Source organism: Nocardia sp. NPDC059228, from assembly GCF_042754245.1.
In the GTDB taxonomy this organism is placed as follows: domain Bacteria; phylum Actinomycetota; class Actinomycetes; order Mycobacteriales; family Mycobacteriaceae; genus Nocardia.
Genome location: NZ_JBHZAL010000003.1, coordinates 48,043 through 68,676, shown reverse-complemented (window position 1 = coordinate 68,676; position 20,634 = coordinate 48,043). Strand labels below are relative to the sequence as shown.

The following is a 20,634-nucleotide window of genomic DNA, read 5'->3' as shown; positions in this document are numbered from 1 at the left end:
CCGCCAGCGCCGCGGTGTCGAGATCGCCGCGCAAGCGCAGCGCGAACGGCATGTTGTCCACCGCCGACGGATCGAAATCATCGGCGGCCGGGTCGTATTCGCTGCGCGCGAAATGGTTCAGGAACCACATGCGCTGCTGGGCGGGCGAGAGCGGAATGTGGTCCGGGCGCGGCCCGGCGGTCAGCGGCGGCCGGGCCCCCGGGCCCGCGCCGTCGCCGAGCGCCGCCAGCGCGGACACGGTCGGGCGCTCGAAGAAGTCGCGCACGTCCACGGTGACGCCGAGCGACTCCCGGATCCGGGCGATGGCGCGGGTGGCGATGAGAGAGTTGCCGCCCAGGGTGAAGAAGTCGTCATCCGCACCCACCACCGTGAGGTCGAGCAGGTCGGCGAAGATGGCCGCGACCGCCTCCTCGGCGGGAGTGGCCGGGGCGCGATAGGCGGTGGCGGTGTCGGCGAATACCGGGTCGGGCAGAGCGCGCCGGTCCAGCTTGCCGTTCACGTTCATCGGCATCTCGGGCAGGACGACCAGCAGCGACGGCACCATGTACTCGGGCACGTGCGCCCGCGCGGTGGAAAGCACCGCGGCACTGTCGATTTCGACGCCGTCGGCCGCGACGACATAACCGACCAGTGCTTGCTCGCCGTTCGGGCGGGTGTGCATGAGCACGGCCGCCTGCGCGACCGCGGCGGTGCGGCGCAGCGCGGACTCCACCTCGCCGAGCTCGATGCGCAGGCCGCGCATCTTCACCTGGAAGTCGCTGCGGCCCATGTATTCCAGCTCGTCCGGGCCACCGTCCACACCGGAGACCCAGCGCACCAGATCACCGGTGCGGTACATGCGATCGCCGGACGGGCCCTCGGGGTTGGGCACGAACCGTTCGGCGGTCAGACCCGCGCGACCCACATAGCCGCGGGCCAGCTGCGTGCCGGCGATGTACAGCTCGCCGACCACGCCGACCGGCACCGGGCGCAGATCCGCGTCGAGGACCAGCAGTTCGACATCGTCGCCGGGGCTGCCGATCGGAATGGTGTCGACATCGGCCGCGGTGACCTCGTGGGCGGTGGCCAGCACGGTGGACTCGGTGGGACCGTACACGTCGAACAGGGTCGCGCCGCTGACGCTGCGGAAGTCAGCGGCGGTTCCGACGGGGACGGTCTCGCCACCGGTGAGCAGATAGCGCAGGGAATCGGGCATGTCCTCGCCGCTGCGCATGACCTCGCCCACCAGCGCGGCCAGCATCGACGGCACGAAAAAGGCCGTGGTGACCCGTGATTCGCGAATGACGCGCACCAGGTAGGCGGGGTCCAGGTGACCGTCCGGGGTGGTGATGACCAGTCGCGCCCCGGTCTGCAGGGGCCAGAAGATCTCCCACACCGACGCGTCGAAGGTGGTGCTGGTCTTGAACAGCACCGCGTCGTCCGCGGTGATCCGGAACTGCCGCTGCTGCCACCGCAGGAAGGCGACGACCGCACGGTGCGGGATGGCCACGCCCTTGGGGCGGCCGGTGGAGCCCGAGGTGAAGATGACGTAGGCCAGGTTGTCCGGGCCGGGCTGCGGCAGCTCGGGGTCGTCGGCCGGGGACAGCAGCCGATCGCCGTCGATGCCGTATTCCCGTGCGTTGCGCTCGAATTCGTCGATGCGCAGCACCGGGGCCTCGACGGCGAAGGCGGGCTGGTCGGCGGTGGTGGTGAGCACCACCGCGGGCTGCGCCACCTCGAGCACGTAGGAGATGCGCTCGGCCGGGTGATCCGGATCGAGGGGCACGTACGCGCCACCGGCTTCGAGGATGGCGAACATGCCGACCATCAGCTCGAAGGAGCGGCGCACCGACAGGCCCACCAGGACATCGGGGCCGACGCCCAGACCGCGCAGATGCCGCGCGAGAACCGTGACGCGGGTGGCGAATTCGGCGTAGGTGAGTGTCGCGCCCTCGAATTCCATCGCCACCGCGTCGGGGGTGCGCTGCACCTGGGCGCGGAACTGCGTGCTCAGGGTCTCGACCGGGGCCAGCTTGGGGTCGAGGACGTCGGAGGCGGCCAGCACGGCGTCGTCGACCAGCGCCTCCAACGCCGCGGTGAGGCCGCCGGCCTCGCCGTTCATCAGTCCGGGGAGCTGCCCGGACACCACCACCTGCATGAGCGCCTCGGGCTCCAGCGCGCCGCCCATGGCCTCGCTGAGCATGGCGATCTCGGTGGCCAGGGCGCCGTAGGCGACGGTGTCGCCGGCGTCCCGCAGGGCTATGCGGTCGGCGTCCAGCTCGGCCACGACAGCGATCAGACATGGTAGGTCGCCCACGCCGTAGGCTCGGCGCAAGGCCGTGACCCGTCCGTTCCGGCTGGTGGCGATCGACTCTGCGTAGTGCATCAGAGGCTTCCTTCCGACGTGCTCTCCGAGCGAAGAACCAGGGCCTGCGCGTCCGCGGTGAGCGTGCTCAGGGCCTGATGGAGTCCGGCCGCGCCGAGAGCGGCCAGAATGCCGGGTACCAGTCCGGCGAGTGCCACGTTCACCAGCGCCTCCGGCTTCGCGGCGGCGCCCATGGCGCGGGCGGTGACGGCGATCTTCCCGGCAAGATCCCGATAGGTGACGGTGTGCTCGCCGTGGGTGAGGGCGACCGCCTCGGGGGCGGCCGCCGCCGCCGCGGCGAGCAGGGCCGGCAGATCGGCCGGCGGCTGCGACACCGCCGCTGCGTCCTTGTGCGGCACCGCCGCTGCGTCCTTGTGCGGCACCGCCGCTGCGGTCTTCACGGCTCCGCCGCCGGGGCGGCGGGTGCGTTCCGCCTCGGTGCGAATGTCGATGTCGCGCACCGGCGCTTCGGGATCGGACACCACGGTGTGCAGCACCAGCAGCAGCCGCTGCGCCAGCAGGCGCACGCTGTCCGCACCGAAAATGTCGGTGGCGTACCCGAATCGCATGTCCAGGCCCACCACCCGGCCGGCCTCGTCGTGCCGCTCGATGCCGGTGAGCTGGAGGTCGAACTTGGCCTCGGTGAGCTCGGGGTCGAGCGCCTCGACGGTGAGTCCGGGCAGCGCCGCCGACACCGGCGACATGTTCTGGAAGGCGAAGGCCACCTGGAACAGCGGGCTCACCGACGCCGAACGGGCCCGGCCGGTGGCGGCCAGCACGGCCTCCACCACGCGCTCGAACGGCACGTCGGCCTGGGCGAACGCCGCCAGGTCGTGGTCGCGCACCTGCCGCAGCAGATCGGTGAAGGCGAGCTTGCCGTCCACCTCGGCGCGCAGCACCACGGTATTGACGAACATGCCGATCAGGTCGTCCAGCGCCCGCTCACCGCGCCCGGCGAGCGGGACGCCGATCGAGATGTCGCGCTGGCCGGACAGTTTGGCCAGCAGCACCGCGAAGGCGGCGTGCACGACCCCGAACAGGGTGGCGCCGTGCGCGCGGGCCAGGGCCGAGAGCCGCTCGACGGTCTCCGCGTCGACCGCGAAATCGACCGTCTCGCCGAGCATCTCGCGCCGCGCCGGCCGGGGGCGGTCGGTGGGCAGCGCCAGCTGCTCGGGCGCGGAGGACAGCTCGTCCACCCAGAAGCGCAGCTGCCGCGACAACAGGCTGTCCGGATCGGCGTCCGAACCGAGCACGCGGCGCTGCCAGGCGGCGAAGTCGCCGTACTGGATCTCCAGCGGTGCCCAGGCGGGCGCGTCCCCGGCCAGGCGGGAGGTGTAGGCCAGCACCAGATCCCGGGTCATGGGCAGCACCGAGTAGCCGTCGGCGCTGATGTGATGCAGCACCACCAGCAGGACGTGGTCGGCCGGGCCGAGTTCGAACAGCGTCACCCGCACCGGCGGCGCGACGGTGACATCGAAACCGGCCGTGGCGGTCTCGACCAGACGCGCCTGAATCTCGTTCTCGGACACCGGGACCAGGGTGAGCTCGCCCTGGAGTTCGCCCAGCTCCAGCACCACCTGCACGGGCTCGCCGTCCACCTCGGGATAGCGGGTGCGCAGAATCTCGTGGCGCTCCAGCACATCCCGCAGGGCCGCGGTGAGCGCAGCCTTGTCGAGCGCGCCGGTGAGCCGGACGGCGGCGGGCACGTTGTAGGCGCCCGACTCCGGGTGCAGGCGGTTGAGCACCCACATGCGCTGCTGGGCCAGCGACAGCGGGGCCGGGCCCGCGTCGGTACGGCGGGTCAGGGCGGGCAGCAGCTCGGCCGGGTCGGCGGTGGCGATCCAGGCCGCCAGCCCGCCCACGGTCGGGGCCTCGAACAGGGCCGAGACCGGCACCCGCACACCGAGATCCGAGCCGAGCCGGGCGGCCAGGCGGGTCGCCATGAGCGAATTGCCGCCCAGTGCGAAGAAGTCCGCGTCCAGGCCGATCGGGGTGGCCCCGGCCGCGCCGATGACCTCCGCGAAGCCCGCGGCGACGGCCTGCTCGAGCGCGGTCACCGGCTCGCGGTAGGCCGCCACGGCGAAGACCGGTTCGGGCAGCCGCGCCCGGTCCACCTTGCCGTTGGCGTTCAGCGGCAGGGCGTCCAGCACGACCAGCGCGGCCGGGACCATGTAGGTCGGCAGCTCCGCGGCGAGCGCGGCGCGCAGGGCGGCCGACACTTCGTCGCGGCGTTCCTCGGAGGTGCCGGGGACCGCGGCGTACGCGACCAGCCGAGCGCCCGCGTCGGCGGTGGTGCGGGCCACGGCGACCGCGGCGCTCACGCCGGGCTGCCGGTACAGCGCGGTCTCCACCTCACCGAGCTCGATGCGGAAACCACCGATCTTGACCTGGAAGTCGGCGCGATCGATGTACTCGAGCGCGCCGTCCGCGCGCCAGCGGACGATATCGCCGGTGCGGTACATGCGGCCCCCGGCGAAGGGGTCCGCCACGAAGCGGTCGGCGGTCAGGGCCGGGCGGCCGTGGTAGCCGCGCGCCAACTGCGCGCCGGACAGGTACAACTCGCCCGGCACACCGATCGGGACCGGGGACAGGCGGGCGTCGAGCACGTAGACCCGGCTGTTCCAGGCGGGCGAGCCGATCGGCACCGCCTGCCGGTGCCGCTCGCTCACCTCGTAGGAGGTGATCGAGACCGCCGCCTCGGTCGGGCCGTAGAGGTTGAACAGCCGTGCGCCCTCGGCATTCTCGCTGTCGGGATGCTGGTCGAGGAACTCCGCGGCCGTCGCGGCCGGCAGCGCCTCGCCGATGGCCAGCACCGCGCGCACCGAGGCGGGCAGCGGGCCGCCCGCCAGCAGCATGCCCAGCAGCGAGGGCACCGGGTGCAGGATCGTGACGGCGTGCGTCTCGATCAGGGCGCGCAGGCGGTCGGGATCGCGTTCGTCGCCCGCGGCGGACACCACGAGGCTGCCGCCGGTGGTCAGCGCGGACCAGAACTCCCACACCGACAGGTCGAAGGTGGCGGGGGTCTTCAGCAGCGCGCGGTCGCCCGCGTCCAGCTCGAAGGTGGCGCGCAGCCAGCGCAACTGGTTGACGATGGCCGCGTGCGGCACCGTCACGCCCTTGGGCAGGCCGGTCGAACCCGAGGTGAAGATGACGTAGGCCGGGTGCTGCGGGCGCAGCGGGCGCACCCGCTCACCGTCGGTGATCGGCGCCGCGGACAGGCCGGACAGCTCCAGCCGGTCCACCTCGAGCACCGGGACCGCGGCCTCGAAGGGCACGCCATCGGAGGACGTGGTGAGAACCACTGCCGGAGCGGCGGTTTCGACAATGTAGGCGATGCGATCGGCCGGGTGGTCCGGGTCGATCGGCACGTAGGCGCCGCCGGCCTTGACCACCGCGTACATGGCGACCACCAGGTCGATGCCACGGCGCATGGCGAGCACCACGCCGGTCTCCGGGCCGACGCCCGCGGCGATGAGCCGCCGGGCCAGGCGGTTGACCCGGGCGTCGAATTCCGCATAGGTGAGCGAGGTTCCGGCGCCCAGCAGGGCGACCGCGGCGGGGTTCGTCGCCACCTGGGCGTCGACCAGATCGGCCAGGGTGGCCGGCGCGAGCTGGTGCGCCGTGGCGTTCCAGTCGTGCAGGATGCGCTGGCGCATACCCGCACCCAGCAGGTCGATATCGCCGATGACGGTGTCCGGCTGTGCCGCAACGGTTTCCAGCAGCCGGGCCAGCGCGGCGGTGAACCGCTGCGCGGTGCCCTCGGTGAACAGGTCGTGGGCGTAGCCGAGGGTCAGCTCCAGCCCGGCGGGCGCGCCGGTCTCGGTGTAGTGGTCCACCGCGAACAGGTGCAGATCGAATTGCGCCACGTGGGTGTCGAATTCGACCTCCGACACGGTCAGGCCGGACAGCTGCAGCTCGGCGCGCTCGTGGTTCTGGAAGGACAGGCCGACCTGGACCAGCGGGTGCCGGGCGGTGGAGCGGGCCGGGTTGAGCACCTCCACCAGGCGTTCGAAGGGTACGTCGGCATTGCCGAAGGCGGCGATGTCGCCGGAGCGCACGCGGGCCAGCAGGTCGGTGAACGGTTCGCCGCCGTCGGTGCGGGTGCGCAGCACCAGCGTGTTGACGAACATACCGATCACGTCGTCGAGGGCGGCGTCGCCGCGGCCCGCGATCGGGGTGCCGACCGCGATGTCGGTGGTGCCCGAGAGCCGCGACAGCAGAGCCGCGAAAGCGGCGTGCACCACCATGAACAGGGTCGCGCCGCGGCGTCGGCCCAGCTCCGTCAGACCCGCGTGCAGGTCGGCGTCGAGCGGGAGCCGGATATAGCTGCCGCGCAGGCTCTGCCGTGCGGGGCGCGGGTGGTCGGCGGGCAGGTCCAGCTGATCGGGCAGACCCGCCAGGGTCTCCCGCCAGAAGGCGAGCTGGCCCGCGGCCACCGAGGCGGGATCGTCCTCGGCGCCGAGCAGGGCGCGCTGCCACAGCGCGTAGTCGGCGTACTGCACGGCCAGCGGGGTCCACGACGGCCGGGAGCCGGCCAGGTGGGCGTCGTAGGCGACCATCAGGTCGCGCACGAACGGGACCACCGAGGAGCCGTCGGCCGAGATGTGGTGCAGCACACCGGCGAGCACGTGATCGCCGGTGGGCGCGCCGTCGGCGTCGACCACCCGCAGCAGCAGCACCCGCACCGGCACGTCGACGGTCACGTCGAAGGTGGTGGTCGCGAATTCGGTGACCCGGGCCACCAGCTCGGCCTCGGTCACATCGACCGGCTTCAGCTCCGAAACCACCTGCGCGGCAGGCAGGATCACCTGCGCGGGCCCGTCCGCGGTCTCCGGGTAGACGGTGCGCAGGGTCTCGTGGCGTTCCACCACGGCGGCGAAGGCGGCCTCGAGCGCGGGGGCGTCCAGCTCGCCGGTAAGGCGCAGGGCGAGCGGGATGTTGTAGGCCGTGGACGCGCGATCGAAGCGGTTGAGGAACCACATGCGCTGCTGGGCGGGCGAGAGCGGCAGGTGCTCGGGCCGGGCACCGGCGACCAGCACCGGACGCTTCGGCCCGTCGGCCTCGGCCTGCACGCGGGCGGCCAGGGCGGTCACGGTGGGCGCCTCGAACAGGGCGCGCACGCCGACCGTGGTGTCGAACAGGGCGCCGATGCGGGCGACCGCCTTGGCCGCGAGCAGCGAGGAGCCGCCCAGGGCGAAGAAGTCGTCGTCCGCGCCCACCCGCTCGATGCCCAGCAGGTCGGCGTAGACGTTGGCGATGAGCTCCTCGGCGACGGTGGCCGGCTGCCGGTACTCGGTGCCCTCGAAGACCGGAGCGGGCAGCGCCGCGCGATCGAGCTTCCCGTTGACGGTCAACGGGATCCGGTCCACGATCACCACCGCCGCGGGCACCATGTGCTCGGGCAGCTCCCGGGCGACGAAGGCCCGCAGGTCGGTGGTGGACGGCGCGGTGTCCGCGGCCGGAACCACATAGCCGACGATGCGGGAGGCGTCCACGGCGGCGTCGTGGCGCACGATGACCGCGGCCTCGCGCACCTGCGAATCCCGCAGCAGCGCGGCCTCGATCTCGCCCAGCTCGACCCGGAAGCCGTGCAGGTTCACCTGCTGGTCGATACGGCCCAGGTACTCGAGGTCGCCGGTGGCGGTCCAGCGCGCCAGATCGCCGGTGCGGTAGGCGGATTCGCCGGAAGCGCCGTAGGGGTCGGCCACGAAGCGACCGGCGGTGAGCGCCGGGCGGTTCAGGTAGCCGCGCGCCAATTGCCCACCGGAGACATAGATTTCGCCGGGGACGCCGACCGGCACCGGACGCAGTCGCGAATCCAGCACGCGCACGGTCAGACCCGGCAGCGCGCCGCCGATCACGCTGGCGGAGCCGGTGTCCGGGGTGATCGGGCGGTAGGACACGTGCACCGTGGTCTCGGTGATGCCGTACATGTTGATCAGCGCCGGGCCCTGCGGGTGCCGCACGAACCAGCCCGCGAGCCGCTGCGGTTCCAGCGCCTCGCCACCGAAGATCACATACCGCAGCGCGAGCTCGGTATCGGACTCGGTGTCGGCGGTGATCAGCTGGTAGAACGCCGACGGCGTCTGATTGAGCACGGTCACGCCCGCGGTGGCGAGCAGTTCGCGGAACTGCTGCGGCGACCGCGAGGTGAAGTAGTCGACCACCACCACGCTGCCGCCGTACAGCAGCGCGCCCCACAGCTCCCAGACCGAGAAGTCGAAGGCGTAGGAGTGGAACATGGTCCACACGTCGGCGGGCCCGAAACCGTAGTGCCCCTGCGCATTGTCGAACAGGCGGATCACATTGCGGTGCGGGATCACCACGCCCTTGGGGCGGCCGGTGGAACCCGAGGTGTAGATGACGTAGGCGGTGTCGGCCGGGCGCAGCGGCGCGCGCCGGTCGCGGTCGGTGACCGGGTCGGCGGCGTAGCCGTCGAGGTCGATGGTGTCCAGGCAGACGACCGGTCCGCCGAACCAGCCGGCCGGCAGCTGCGCGTCGCCGCTGCTGATCGCGCACACCGGCCGGGCGTCGTCGATCACGTACTCGATGCGGTCGGCCGGGTAGTTCGGGTCGATCGGCAGGTAGCCGCCGCCGGCCTTCACCACGGCCAGCAGCGCCACGGCCAGCTCCGCGGTGCGCGGCAACGCCACGGCCACCAGCGATTCCGGTCCGACACCGGCCGCGATGAGGCAGCGGGCCAGGCGGTTGGAGCGGGCGTCGAGCTCGGCGTAGGTGAGGGTCACGTCCCCGGCGCGGACGGCCGGGGCCGCCGGGTCGAGGGCGGCGGCGGTCGCGAATCGGTCGGCGAGAGTGGTGAACTCGGCGACATCGGGACCGGTGGCGGACCACTCGTGCAGTACGCGGGCACTCTCCTCGCTGCTCAGCAGCTGGATATCGCCGACCACCACGGTGTGGTCGGCGGCCACCGCCGCCAGCACCCGGCCGAAACGGCCCGCCAGCGCCGCGATGGTGTCGGCGTCGAAAAGCTCACTGGCGTAGGTGATCTCGATATCCATGCCACCGGCGCGGCCGTCCGCGGCGTGGGTCTCGAGCACGGTGAACTGCAGATCGAACTTGGACACTCCGGCGTCCAGGGTCTCCGGGTGCACCCGCAGCTCGGGCAGCTCCACCGTGGGCAGCGCGTAGTTGTGGAAGGTCAGGGCCACCTGGAACAGCGGGTGCCGGGCCTGCGACCGGGCCGGGGACAGCACCTCGACCAGGCGCTCGAAAGGCACCTCCGCGTGCGAGAGCGCGGCGATGTCGTCCGCGCGCACCGCGTCCAGCACGGAGTCGAAGCGGGCGCGCGGGTCGATCTCGCTGCGTAGCACCAGGGTGTTGACGAACATGCCGACCAGGCCGTCGAGCTCCTGCTCGCCGCGGCCCGCGACCGGGGTGCCGATCGCGATGTCGGTGCTGTTCGACACCCGCGCCAGCAGCACCGCCAGCGCCGCGTGCACGGTGCTGAACAGGGTGGTGTCGTGCTTGCGCGCCAATTCGCCCAGCTGACCGTGCAGATCGGAGTCGATGCTCAGGCGGTGGGTGCCGCCACGCAGCGAGGCAACCGCCGGACGCGGCCGGTCCGTGGGCAGTTCCAGCTGCTCGGGCAGCCCGGCCAGGCGCTGCCGCCAGAACTCCAGCTGCCGGTGCGCCAGGGACCGCGCGTCGGATTCGTCGCCGCGACGCTCGGCCTGCCACAGCGTGTAGTCGGCGTACTGCACGGGCAGCGGGGCCCACGCGGGGGCCACGCCGGAGCGGCGGGCCTGGTAGGCCGTCATGAAGTCGGTGGCCAACGGGCCCAGCGAGAATCCGTCCGCGCTGATGTGGTGGACCACCAGCACCAGCACATGATCGGTCTCCGAGACGCTGAACAGTGCTGCGCGCAACGGGGTTTCGCGGGTCAGGTCGAAGGCGTGGCCGATGATCCCGGCCACCCGGCCGGGGATCTCGTCCGCGGTGACGCGGGCGGTGAGCAACTCGGCGTCGGCCGCCGCCAGCACCTGCTGCTCGGGGCCGTCCGGGCCGTCGGGGTAGACGGTGCGCAGGGTCTCGTGGCGCGAAACCACGTCCCGCAGTGCGGCATCGAGCACCTCGGCGTCCAGCACGCCGGACACCCGCAGCACGAGCGGGATATTGTCCGAGGCCGCGCCGGGGCCCGTGCCGATCACATCGGCGTGGTAGCGGTTGAGGAACCACATGCGGCGCTGGGCATCCGACAGCGGCACCCGCTCCGGGCGGGGCCGCGCGGTCAGCGGCAGCCGGGTTCCGATGCCCGCCTCGGCCTCCGCGATGGCCGCCAGGCCGGCGACGGTCGGGGCGTCGAACAGGTCGCGCACCGACAGCTCGGCGTCCAGGGCCGCGCCCACCCGGGCCACGGCGCGGGCCGCGAGCAGCGAGCTGCCGCCGCGAGCGAAGAAGTCGTCGTACGCGCCGACCCGCTCGACCCCGAGCAGGTCCGCGAACACACCGGCCACGACCTCCTCGGCCACCGTCTCCGGCGCCCGGTAGACCGCGGTCTCGAAGACCGGGGCCGGCAGGGCGGTGCGGTCCAGCTTGCCGGAGGCATTGAGCGGGAAGGCATCCAGCACCACGAGCGCGGCCGGGACCATGTAGCCCGGGAGCGTGGCGGCCAGGGCGGTCTTGATCGCGTCCAGGTCGACCACGGCCTCGGGTTCGCGGACCACGTATCCGGCCAGCTGGTCACCGGCGTGCGCATCGGCGTGCACCACCACGACCGACTGGGCGACGCCCGGCTGCGCCAGCAGCGCGGCCTCGATCTCACCCAGCTCGATGCGCAGCCCGCGCAGCTTCACCTGGAAGTCGGTGCGGCCCAGGTAGTTCAGCTCGCCCTCGGGGGTCCAGGTGACCAGGTCACCGGTGCGGTACATGCGCTCGCCGGTGCCGAAGGGGTTGGCCACGAAGCGATCCGCCGACAGATCCGCCCGGCCCAGGTAGCCCCGGGCCAGCTGGTCACCCGCCAGATAGAGCTCACCCGCGACACCCGGCGCGACCGGGTTCATGCGCGCGTCCAGTACGTAGGTGCGGGTGTTCCACACCGGGCGGCCGATCGGCACGAAGGCCGTATCCGCGTCGGCCACCTCGTGATAGGTGACATCGATCGCGGCCTCGGTCGGGCCGTACAGGTTGTGCAGGCGCGCACCGGTCAGCTCGCGCAGCTTCTGCGCGGTCGGCGCGGGCAGCGCCTCACCGGAGGCGAACACCTGCCGCAGGCTGTGTAGAGCTTGCCTCCACTCCGCTCCGGCGGGTTCGCGGCCCTGAAGGTCTCGTTCTTCCCTCCTCCGCTCCTCCGCTTCGCTCCCCCGCTCCAAGGCGGAGGTCGATTCCAGCCGCAGTCCAGAACGAGACGGGCCGCGAACCAGGAGAGTTTCACCGCTGCGAAGGGCAGCCTCGAGTTCGGCCACGAAGACGGCCAGCATGGAGGGCACGAAGTGGGCGACGGTAACGCCGCGGCGGGCGATCATGCCGGCCAGGTAGGCGGGATCGCGGTGGCCGTCGGGCGCGGCGACCACCAGCTTGGCGCCGATCTGCAAGGGCCAGAAGAACTCCCACACCGACACGTCGAAGGTGTAGGGCGTCTTCTGCAGGACGACATCCGCGGCGGTCAGGCCGTACTCGGCCTGCATCCACACCAGGCGGTTGACGATGGCCGAGTGCGGGACGGCCACACCCTTCGGGCGGCCGGTCGACCCCGAGGTGAAGATCACGTAGGCGGTGTTCGAATCACGGAGCGGCACAGTGCGATCCGCATCCGTGAGCGGGGCGCTCGAGTAGCCGGCGAGGTCGAGGGCGTCCACGGCCAGCACCGGCAGGTCGCGATCGGTGGTGAAACCGTCGCGCACGGTGGTGAGCACGGCCACCGGAGCGGCGGCGTCGAGCACGTAGTCGATGCGCAGACGCGGCTGGTCCGGGTCCACCGGCACGTACGCGCCGCCGGCGGCGAGCACGGCGTACATGGCCACGACCATGTCGTCCGACCGCCGCATGGCCAGGGCCACCCGGGATTCCGCGGTCACCCCGGAGTCGGCGAGCTTGCGGGCCAGGCGGTGTACCCGGGCGGCGAACTCGCCGTAGGACAGAGTCGCCCCCTCGAATTCCACAGCCGGGGCATCGGGGCAGGTCAGCGCCCTGGCCTCGAACAGGTCGACCAGGGTGGCGGTGCCGGAATCGGTGGCGGGCAGTAGCTCTCGCGTATCGCGGGCGGTGTCGTTCCAGGACATCAGCACCCGGGAGCGCTCGTCGCCGATGAGCAGGTCGATCTCGCCGACCAGCCGGTCCGGCTCGTCGGTCACGGCCTCGAGCACCACGTCCAGCCGCCGCGCGAAGGCCGCCACGGTGGCCTCGTCGAAAATGTCGATGGCGTAGGTGAACTGGGCGCTCAGCTCGCCGGTCGCGGCGTCCTCGCCCACCGACAGCTGCAGGTCGAACTTGGCGGCGCCGGGATCCAGGTCGATGCGCGAGACCGTCAGCCCGTCCAGCTCCAGCGTGGGCTGGGTGACATTGGCCAGGTCCAGGGCCACCTGGAACAGCGGGTGGCGGGCCTGCGAGCGCATCGGGGCGATCACCTCGACCAGCCGCTCGAAGGGCACGTCCGCGTGCGCGAAGGCGCGCAGATCGGCCTCGCGCACCCGGGCCAGCAGCTCCCGGAACGAGCGGTGCGGGGTGACCTCGGTGCGCAGCACCAGGGTGTTGACGAACATGCCGACCAGGTCGTCGAGCGCCTGCTCGCCGCGGCCCGCGACCGGCGAACCGATCGAAATGTCCGCGGTGCCGGAGAGTTTCGCGAGCAGCGTGGCGAACGCCGCGTGCAGCACCATGAACACCGTGGCGTGATCGCGCTCGGCCAGCTCGCGCAGGCGGCGGTGCCGCTCGGCGGAGATGACGAAGCGGTACTGCGCGCCGCGGCGGGTGGCGACCGCCGGGCGGGGCCGGTCGCTGGGCAGTTCCAGGGTGTCGGGCTGACCGGACAGTTCGGCGCGCCAGAAGCGAATCTGCTCCGCCAGCAGCGATTCCGGATCGTCCTCGTCGCCCAGCACCGCGCGCTGCCACAGCGTGTAGTCGGCGTACTGCACCGGCAGCGGCGTCCACTGCGGCGCGGCGCCGGCGCGGCGGGCGGTGTAGGCCACCATGAGATCCCGGGTCAGCGGGGCGATGGACCAGCCGTCGGCGCTGATGTGGTGCACGGCGACAACCAGCACGTGGGTCTGCGGCGCCAGGCGCAGCAGGGTCAGCCGCGCCGGCGGCTGCTCGTCCACCGCGAAGGGCAGCACGGCCAGCTCGATGATGCGCGATTCCAGCGCGTCCGGGCTCACCTGCTCGGGCGCCAGGGCGATGCCGGCCGCCTCGGCGGACAGCACCAGCTGGCGGCCGACACCGTCCACGGCCGGGTACACGGTGCGCAGCGTCTCGTGCCGGGACACCACATCGGTGACCGCCGCGGCCAGCGCGTCCGCGTCCAGCGGACCGTCCAGCCGGATGGCCGCGACCAGGTTGTCCGCAATCGAACTGTTGTCGAAGCGGTTGAGGAACCACATGCGCTGCTGGGCGTAGGACAGCGGCACCACCTCGGGCCGCTCCCCCGCCACCAGCGGTGCGCGGGAGCCGGATCCGGCCAGCTCGGCCACCCGCGCGGCCAGCTCGGCCACGCTGGAGGCCTCGAAGACCAGCCGCACCGGGATCTGGGTGTCGAGGGCGGCGCCCAGGCGGGCGGTCACCTGGGTGGCGATCAGCGAATTGCCGCCCAGCTCGAAGAAGTCGTCGTCCGCGCCGACCGCCTGTGCGGCCTCGCCGGCGTCTGCGGCATCGGCCGAGGCCGGCCGGGGACGCGGCGGCACGGTCTCGACGGCGGTCTCCGCGACGGCCGGGACCAGGCCCAGCACCTCGGCGAAGACATCGGCGACCAGCTGCTCGACCGGCGTGGCGGGCGCGCGGAATTCGCGCTTGGGGAAGATCGGCGCGGGCAGCGCGCGGTAGTCCAGCTTGCCGTTGATGGTCATCGGCAGGGCGTCGAGCACCATGAAGGCGGCCGGAATCATGTACGCGGACAGGCGATTCGCCAGTCCGGCCTTCAGCTCGGCCAGGTCGAGGCCCGCGGACTCGGGCACGAGGTAGGCGACGATCTGATCCCCGCGCACGGCGTCGCGGTGCACGATCACCGCGGCGCTGCGCACCAGCGGATGCGCCGCCACCGCGGACTCGATCTCGCCCAGCTCGATCCGGAAGCCGCGCACCTTGACCTGGGAGTCGTTGCGGCCCAGGTAGTCCACGGTGCCGTCGGCGGTCCAGCGCACCAGGTCGCCGGTGCGGTACATGCGTTCACCGGGCGCCCACGGGCAGGCCACGAAACGGTCGGCGGTGAGGGCGGCGCGGCCGCGGTAGCCGCGGGCCAGCTGCGGACCGGCCACGTACAGTTCGCCGATCATGCCCACCGGCACCGGCCGCAGCCGGGCATCGAGCACCCATTCCCGCACCCCGGCCAGCGGACGGCCGATGGTCACCGGACCGTTGGCCGGCAGTGGTGCACTGGCATTCACGACGATGGTGGTCTCGGTGGGCCCGTAGGCGTCGACCAGGGTGCGCCCGGCCTCGGCCCAGCGCCGCACCAGCTCCGCCGGGACGGCCTCGCCGCCGACCGCGATGTGGCGCAGGCCGGGCACGTCGGCGGGATCGATGGTGCCGATCGCCGAGGGCGTCATCAGCACGTGCGTCACCTGTTGCGCGCGAATCACTTCCGCCAGCTCCGGGCCCACGGTGGCCCCGGGCGGCGCGATCACCAGCGTGCCGGCCGACTCGACGGCCATCAGCAGCTCGGCGACCGAGATGTCGAAGTTCGGGGTGGAGCCCTGCAGCACCCGCGCCGACGGCGAACCGACGTAGCGCTCGTACTGCGAGGCGGCCAGGCCGGGCACGCCCGCGTGCGTGACCAGCACGCCCTTGGGCACACCGGTCGATCCGGAGGTGTAGATGGCGTAGACGACATTCCCCGCGCGCAGCGGGCGCACCCGGTCCGCGTCGCCGACCGGATCGGCGGCGAATCCCGCCCAGTCGGCACGGAATCCGGGCTCGTCGAGCACCAGCCAGGGCAGCACCTCCGGCAGCCCGCCGACCACGGCGGAACCGGTCACGCCGAGGACCGCGCCCGAATCGCGGACCATGTGCGCGATGCGCTCGGCCGGGAACGCGGGATCCACCGGCAGCCAGGCGGCGCCGGTCTTCACGATCGCCCACACCGCGACAACGGCTTCCAGCGACCGCGGCAGGCCGACGGCCACCAGATCGTCCGGGCCGATGCCGCGATCGATCAGCAGGCGGGCCAGGCGGCTGGTGGTCGCGTCGAGATCGCCGTAGCTGAGCGTGGTTTCGCCGGAGATCAGCGCCGGGCGGTCCGGGCCGACGGCCACGGCGCGCGCCATCATGTCCGGCAGCAGCCGGGTGGCCTGTACGGCACCGCCCGAACGGGTTGTCAGATCGGTGTATTCGGCGGGGGCCAGCAGCGGCAGCGCGTCCACGATCACGGCAGGATCGGTGGTGACGGCCTCGAGCAGGCGCACGAAACGGTGTGCGAAGACCTCGATGGTGGAGGGGTCGAACAGATCCACCGCGAACTCGAACTCCGCGTGGATCCCCGCCGGTGCCGGACCTTCCCCGGGACCGGCACCGGCGAAGCTTTCGGTGACCGCTACCGAGAGGTCGAACTTGGTCACCTCCGTGTCCAGGGTACCCGTCGTGGCAAGCAATCCGGGCAGTTCGAGGCTGATGTCTCCGGTCGCGGTGAAGGACAGCGCCACCTGGAACAGCGGATGGCGCGACTGCGAGCGGGCCGGATTCAGTGCCTCGACAAGCTGTTCGAAGGGCACGTCCGCGTGCGCGAAGGCCGCGAGATCGGTGTCGCGGACCCGGTGCGCGAGTTCCCGGAAGCTCAGCGCGCCGTCGACGTCGGTGCGCAGCGGCAGCGTATTGACGAACATGCCGATCAGGTCGTCGAGTTCGCGCGCGCCGCGGCCGCCCACCGGGGTGCCGATGACGATGTCCGACTCGCCGGACAGCCGGGACAGCAGCACCGCCAGCGCGGCGTGCATGAGCATGAAGGTCGAAATACCCTCGGCCCGAGCGGTTTCCGAAATTCGCGCGTGCAACTCGGAAGGCAGTTCGACGGCCAGCTTGGCGCCGCGGCCGGTGGCGGCCACCGGACGCGGGCGATCGGCCGGGAGCTCGAGCAGGTCCGGGGCGCCCGCCAGGGTCTGCCGCCAGAAGTCCAGCTGCCGCGACAGCAGCGAGTCCGGATCGTCGGCCGCGCCGAGGCGATCGCGCTGCCACAGCGTGTAATCCGCGTACTGCACGGCCAGCGGCTGCCAGGCCGGGGCTTGTCCCTGGGACCGCGCCAGGTAGGCGGTGATCAGGTCGCGGGCCAGGACCGGGAGCGACAGGCCGTCGGCGGCGATGTGGTGCAGCACGATGGCGATGGCGTACTCGGGCACGTCCAGATCGGCGGCGTCCACCAGGACCGGACCGCCCAGTCCACAGTCCGAGGCGACCACGCCGGTGACGGTGAACAGTCGTGCCCGGAACGGGATCTCGTGTTCCAGGTCGAAGCCCTGCGCCGCGAACTCGCGCAATCGCGCGTCCAGTTCGTCAGCGTCACAGCTCTCGTGCGCCACCGGCTCCGCCGCCGCGGCGACCGTCAGCACCTGCTGAACCGCGAAACCCGAAGCCGTCGAGGGGAATACGGTGCGCAGCACCTCGTGCCGGTCCAGCACGTCCATCAGCGCGTCCCGCATGGCCGCCTCGTCGGCCTCGCCGCGCAGGCGCACCACGAACGGCATGTTGTAGCCGGCGCTGCCGGTGTCGAAACGGTTCAGGAACCAGATGCGCTGCTGCGCCGGGGACAGCGGCAGCGCCTCGGGGCGCTCACGCCGCACCAGGGCGACCGCGTTGCCCGCCTCCGCGTCGGCGTCCAGGAACTGGTCGTCGATCACCGCCGCCAGCTCGGATACGCCGGTGGCGGAGAACATCTCGCGTACGGTGAGCCGGCAACCCAGCTCGGCGTTCAGCCGCGCCGCCACCTGGGTGGCGATCAGGCTGTTGCCGCCCAGGGCGAAGAAATCGTCGGCGCGGCCGACCTCGGTCGCACCCAGCACCTCGCCGAAGACCCGCGCCACGGCCTGTTCGGTCACGGTGACCGGCGCCTCGTGCCGCACCGCCACCCGGACCGGCTCGGGCAGCGCGGCCCGATCCAGCTTGCCGGAGGCGTTGACCGGCAGGGCATCCAGCACCACGTAGGCGTTCGGCACCATGTAGCCCGGCAGCGCCCGCGCCGCCGCGGCCTTCAAACGGGTGGCGTCCACTTCGGCCGGCGCGACCACGTAGGCCACCAGCTGATCGTCACGCACGATCACCACCGCGCGCGACACGCCGTCCACGGCGACCAGCACCGACTCGATCTCGCCGAGCTCGATGCGCAGGCCGCGCACCTTCACCTGGAAATCGGTGCGGCCCAGGTACTCCAGCTCACCATTGTCGGTCCAGCTGACCAGGTCGCCGGTCCGGTACATGAGTTCCCCGGACTCCCCGGCGAACGGATCGGCGACGAAGCGCTCGGCCGTCAGGCCCGGACGCGCCACGTAGCCCCGGGCGAGCTGAACCCCCGACAGATACAGCTCACCCGGGGTCCCTACGGGGACCGGCCGCAGACGTGCGTCGAGCACGTACAGCCGGGTATTGAACACCGGTGCGCCGATCGGCACGGAAACGGTGTCCGCGGCGGTCACCTCGTGGAAGGTGACATCGACCGCAGCTTCGGTAGGACCGTAGAGATTGTGCAGTTCGGCGCCGGTCAGCGCGCGCAGCCGCTGGGCGGTCCGGCCCGGCAGCGCCTCACCGGAGGCGAAGACTGTGCTCAATTTGCCTCCGCTGCGCTCCGGCGGGTTCGCGGCGCTGGAGGTCTCGATTCTTCCCTCCTCCGCTCCTCCGCTTCGCTCCCCCGCTCCAAGGCGGAGGTCGATTCCAGCCGCAGTCCAGAATCGAGACGCGCCGCGAACCAGAGCGGACTGCTCCAACTCGGATACGTACGCGTCCAGCATGGACGGCACGAAATGTGCGGTGGTGACGCCGTATTCGGCGATCACGGCACGCAGGTAGGCGGGGTCACGGTGGCCGTCGGGCTGCGCCAGCACCAGGGTCGCGCCGATCTGCAACGGCCAGAAGAACTCCCACACCGACACGTCGAAGGTGGCGGGCGTCTTCTGCAGCACCACATCGGCCTCGGAGAGCCGGTAGGTCTGCTGCATCCACACCAGGCGGTTCACGATCGCCGCGTGGGTCACCGCCACGCCCTTGGGGCGGCCGGTGGAACCCGAGGTGAAGATGACGTAGGCGGTGTTCGCCGGCCGCAGCGGCGTACGGCGCTCGGCATCGGTCACCGGCGCGGCCGAGTAGCCGGCCAGGGCCTCACCGCCCAGCTGATCCAGATCCAGTGCGGTGACATCGGTTTCGGGGCGATCGGCCGAGGTGGTCAGCACCAGCGCGGGCGCGGCCGTCCTCAGGATGTGCGCGGTGCGCTCGGCCGGGTGGTCCGGGTCCAGCGGCACATAGGCCGCACCGGCGGCCTGCACGGCGTACATGGCCACCACCAGCTCCGGCGACCGGCGCAGGTGCAGCGCGACCAGCGATTCCGGGCCGACGCCCAACGAGATCAGGTGGCGGGCAAGGCGATTCACGCGCTCCGCGAGCGCGCCGTAGCCGAGATCGCGGGCGGGCTCACCGGCGAAACGCACCGCCGGGGCCGACGGCGTGCGGGCCGCCTGCGCGTCGAACATCGACACCAGCGTCGCCGCGCCGTCCACCGGATACGCGGTGTCGTTCCACAGCCGCAGCACCACATCGCGTTCCAGCTCGGTGCAGACGTCCACGCCCGCGAGCCGCTCATCCGACTCCAGGCCGACCAGCCGCTCCAGGAAGGTCAGGAAGCGGCGGTGGTGGCGGACGTTCTCCGCGCTGGTGTACAGGTTCGGGTTCACCTCGAGGTCGAGGTGGATCCGGTCGTTCTCCCCGTAGAAGAGATTGAGGCTCATGTCCTCGATCGGGCTGGAGGACAACAGGTGCAGGCGCGCCTGGATATCCCCGAACTCCAGCTGGGGATGGAACAGCATGACATTGACCATCGGGCCGAACAGCGCGCGCGAGGCCGGGCTGCCCTGCTGTTCGGCGTCGCGGTGGATGTCCTCGTGACGGTAGCGCTGATGGCGCAGCGCGCCCGAGATCTCCACCCGCGCCGAGGTGAGCAGCTCACCCCAGGTGGTCTCGTCCCGGACCGGAATGCGCAGCGGCACGATATTGGACAGCATGCCCGTCGAGCGCCGCATGACCGCGGTGGTGCGGGCCGTCACCGGCAGGCTCAGCACGGCCTCGTCCTTGCCGGTGAGCCGGGCCATATAGGCCGCGAAGGCCGCGATGATCACCCCGGGCAGACCGGAATCGTGCTGCTCGCCGCACTTTTCGAGGCGCCGCTGCAGCTCCTCGGGCAGGATCTGGCCGTAGCGCATATTGCCCGCGCGCGGCGGCGCGGAACGGCCCTTGAGGGTGGTGCCGCCCTCCAGGCCGGCGGTGCGTGCGGCCCAGTGCGCGCGGTCGGTGCGGAACCGGGTGCTCTCGCGGTAGGCCAGCTCGGACTCCACCAGCTCCTGCTGCGTGCCGACCTGCACCGTCTCCGGTTCCAGGCCGCGCTTCAGGGCGGTGTAGCGCCGAGCCGTCCACTGCATGGTGTTCATGGCGGCGTAGCCGTCGCCCACGATGTGATGGCCGACCACGAACCAGAACCAGCGCTGATCGGCGACCCGGATCAGCGCGGGCGCGAAGAGCCGCTCGGCATCGACGAGGACGTTCACCGGCTGGACGATCTGGGCGCGCATCCATTCATGCGCCGCCGCAATGGGATCGGCCTCCGACCGCAGGTCCATGATGCGGGTGTTGTGGCCGGCGGACTCGTCGATGTACTGGAAGGGCTGTCCGTCGATCTCGGTGAAGCGCAGCTGGGAGGAGCGCCAGATCGGCACGCCGTCCTGGGACACCCGCAGGAGCAGGTCGACATCGAAATCGCCTTGGATATCGACGTACTGGGCCATGCTGCACGGCACGTCGGGGTTCAGCAGCTGGGCGTACCAGACGCCGATCTGTGCGGGTCCGAGGGGAAAGGGCGCTGAGACATCCGACGTCGGAACTTCACTCGGTCCGAGACCACTCGAGTCCGTACCCTGCACCAGAGCCTCCCTTGTCAT

General features: G+C 71.9%; 2 protein-coding genes (1 of these 2 only partly in view). Both read right to left on the bottom strand.

What is annotated here, in order from left to right; translation table 11 throughout:
- Positions 1-2,365: the start of a non-ribosomal peptide synthase/polyketide synthase gene (locus ACFXKA_RS06600; protein ID WP_379426395.1), read on the bottom strand. It extends 16,670 nt beyond the left edge of the window; 2,365 of the gene's 19,035 nt are visible here — the first part of the coding sequence; it begins with the start codon at positions 2,363-2,365; its stop codon lies beyond the left edge, outside the window.
- Entirely contained in the window at positions 2,365-20,634 is an 18,270-nt protein-coding gene (locus tag ACFXKA_RS06595; protein WP_379426394.1) for a non-ribosomal peptide synthase/polyketide synthase, read from the bottom strand. The genes ACFXKA_RS06600 and ACFXKA_RS06595 overlap by 1 nt, the downstream gene beginning before the upstream one ends.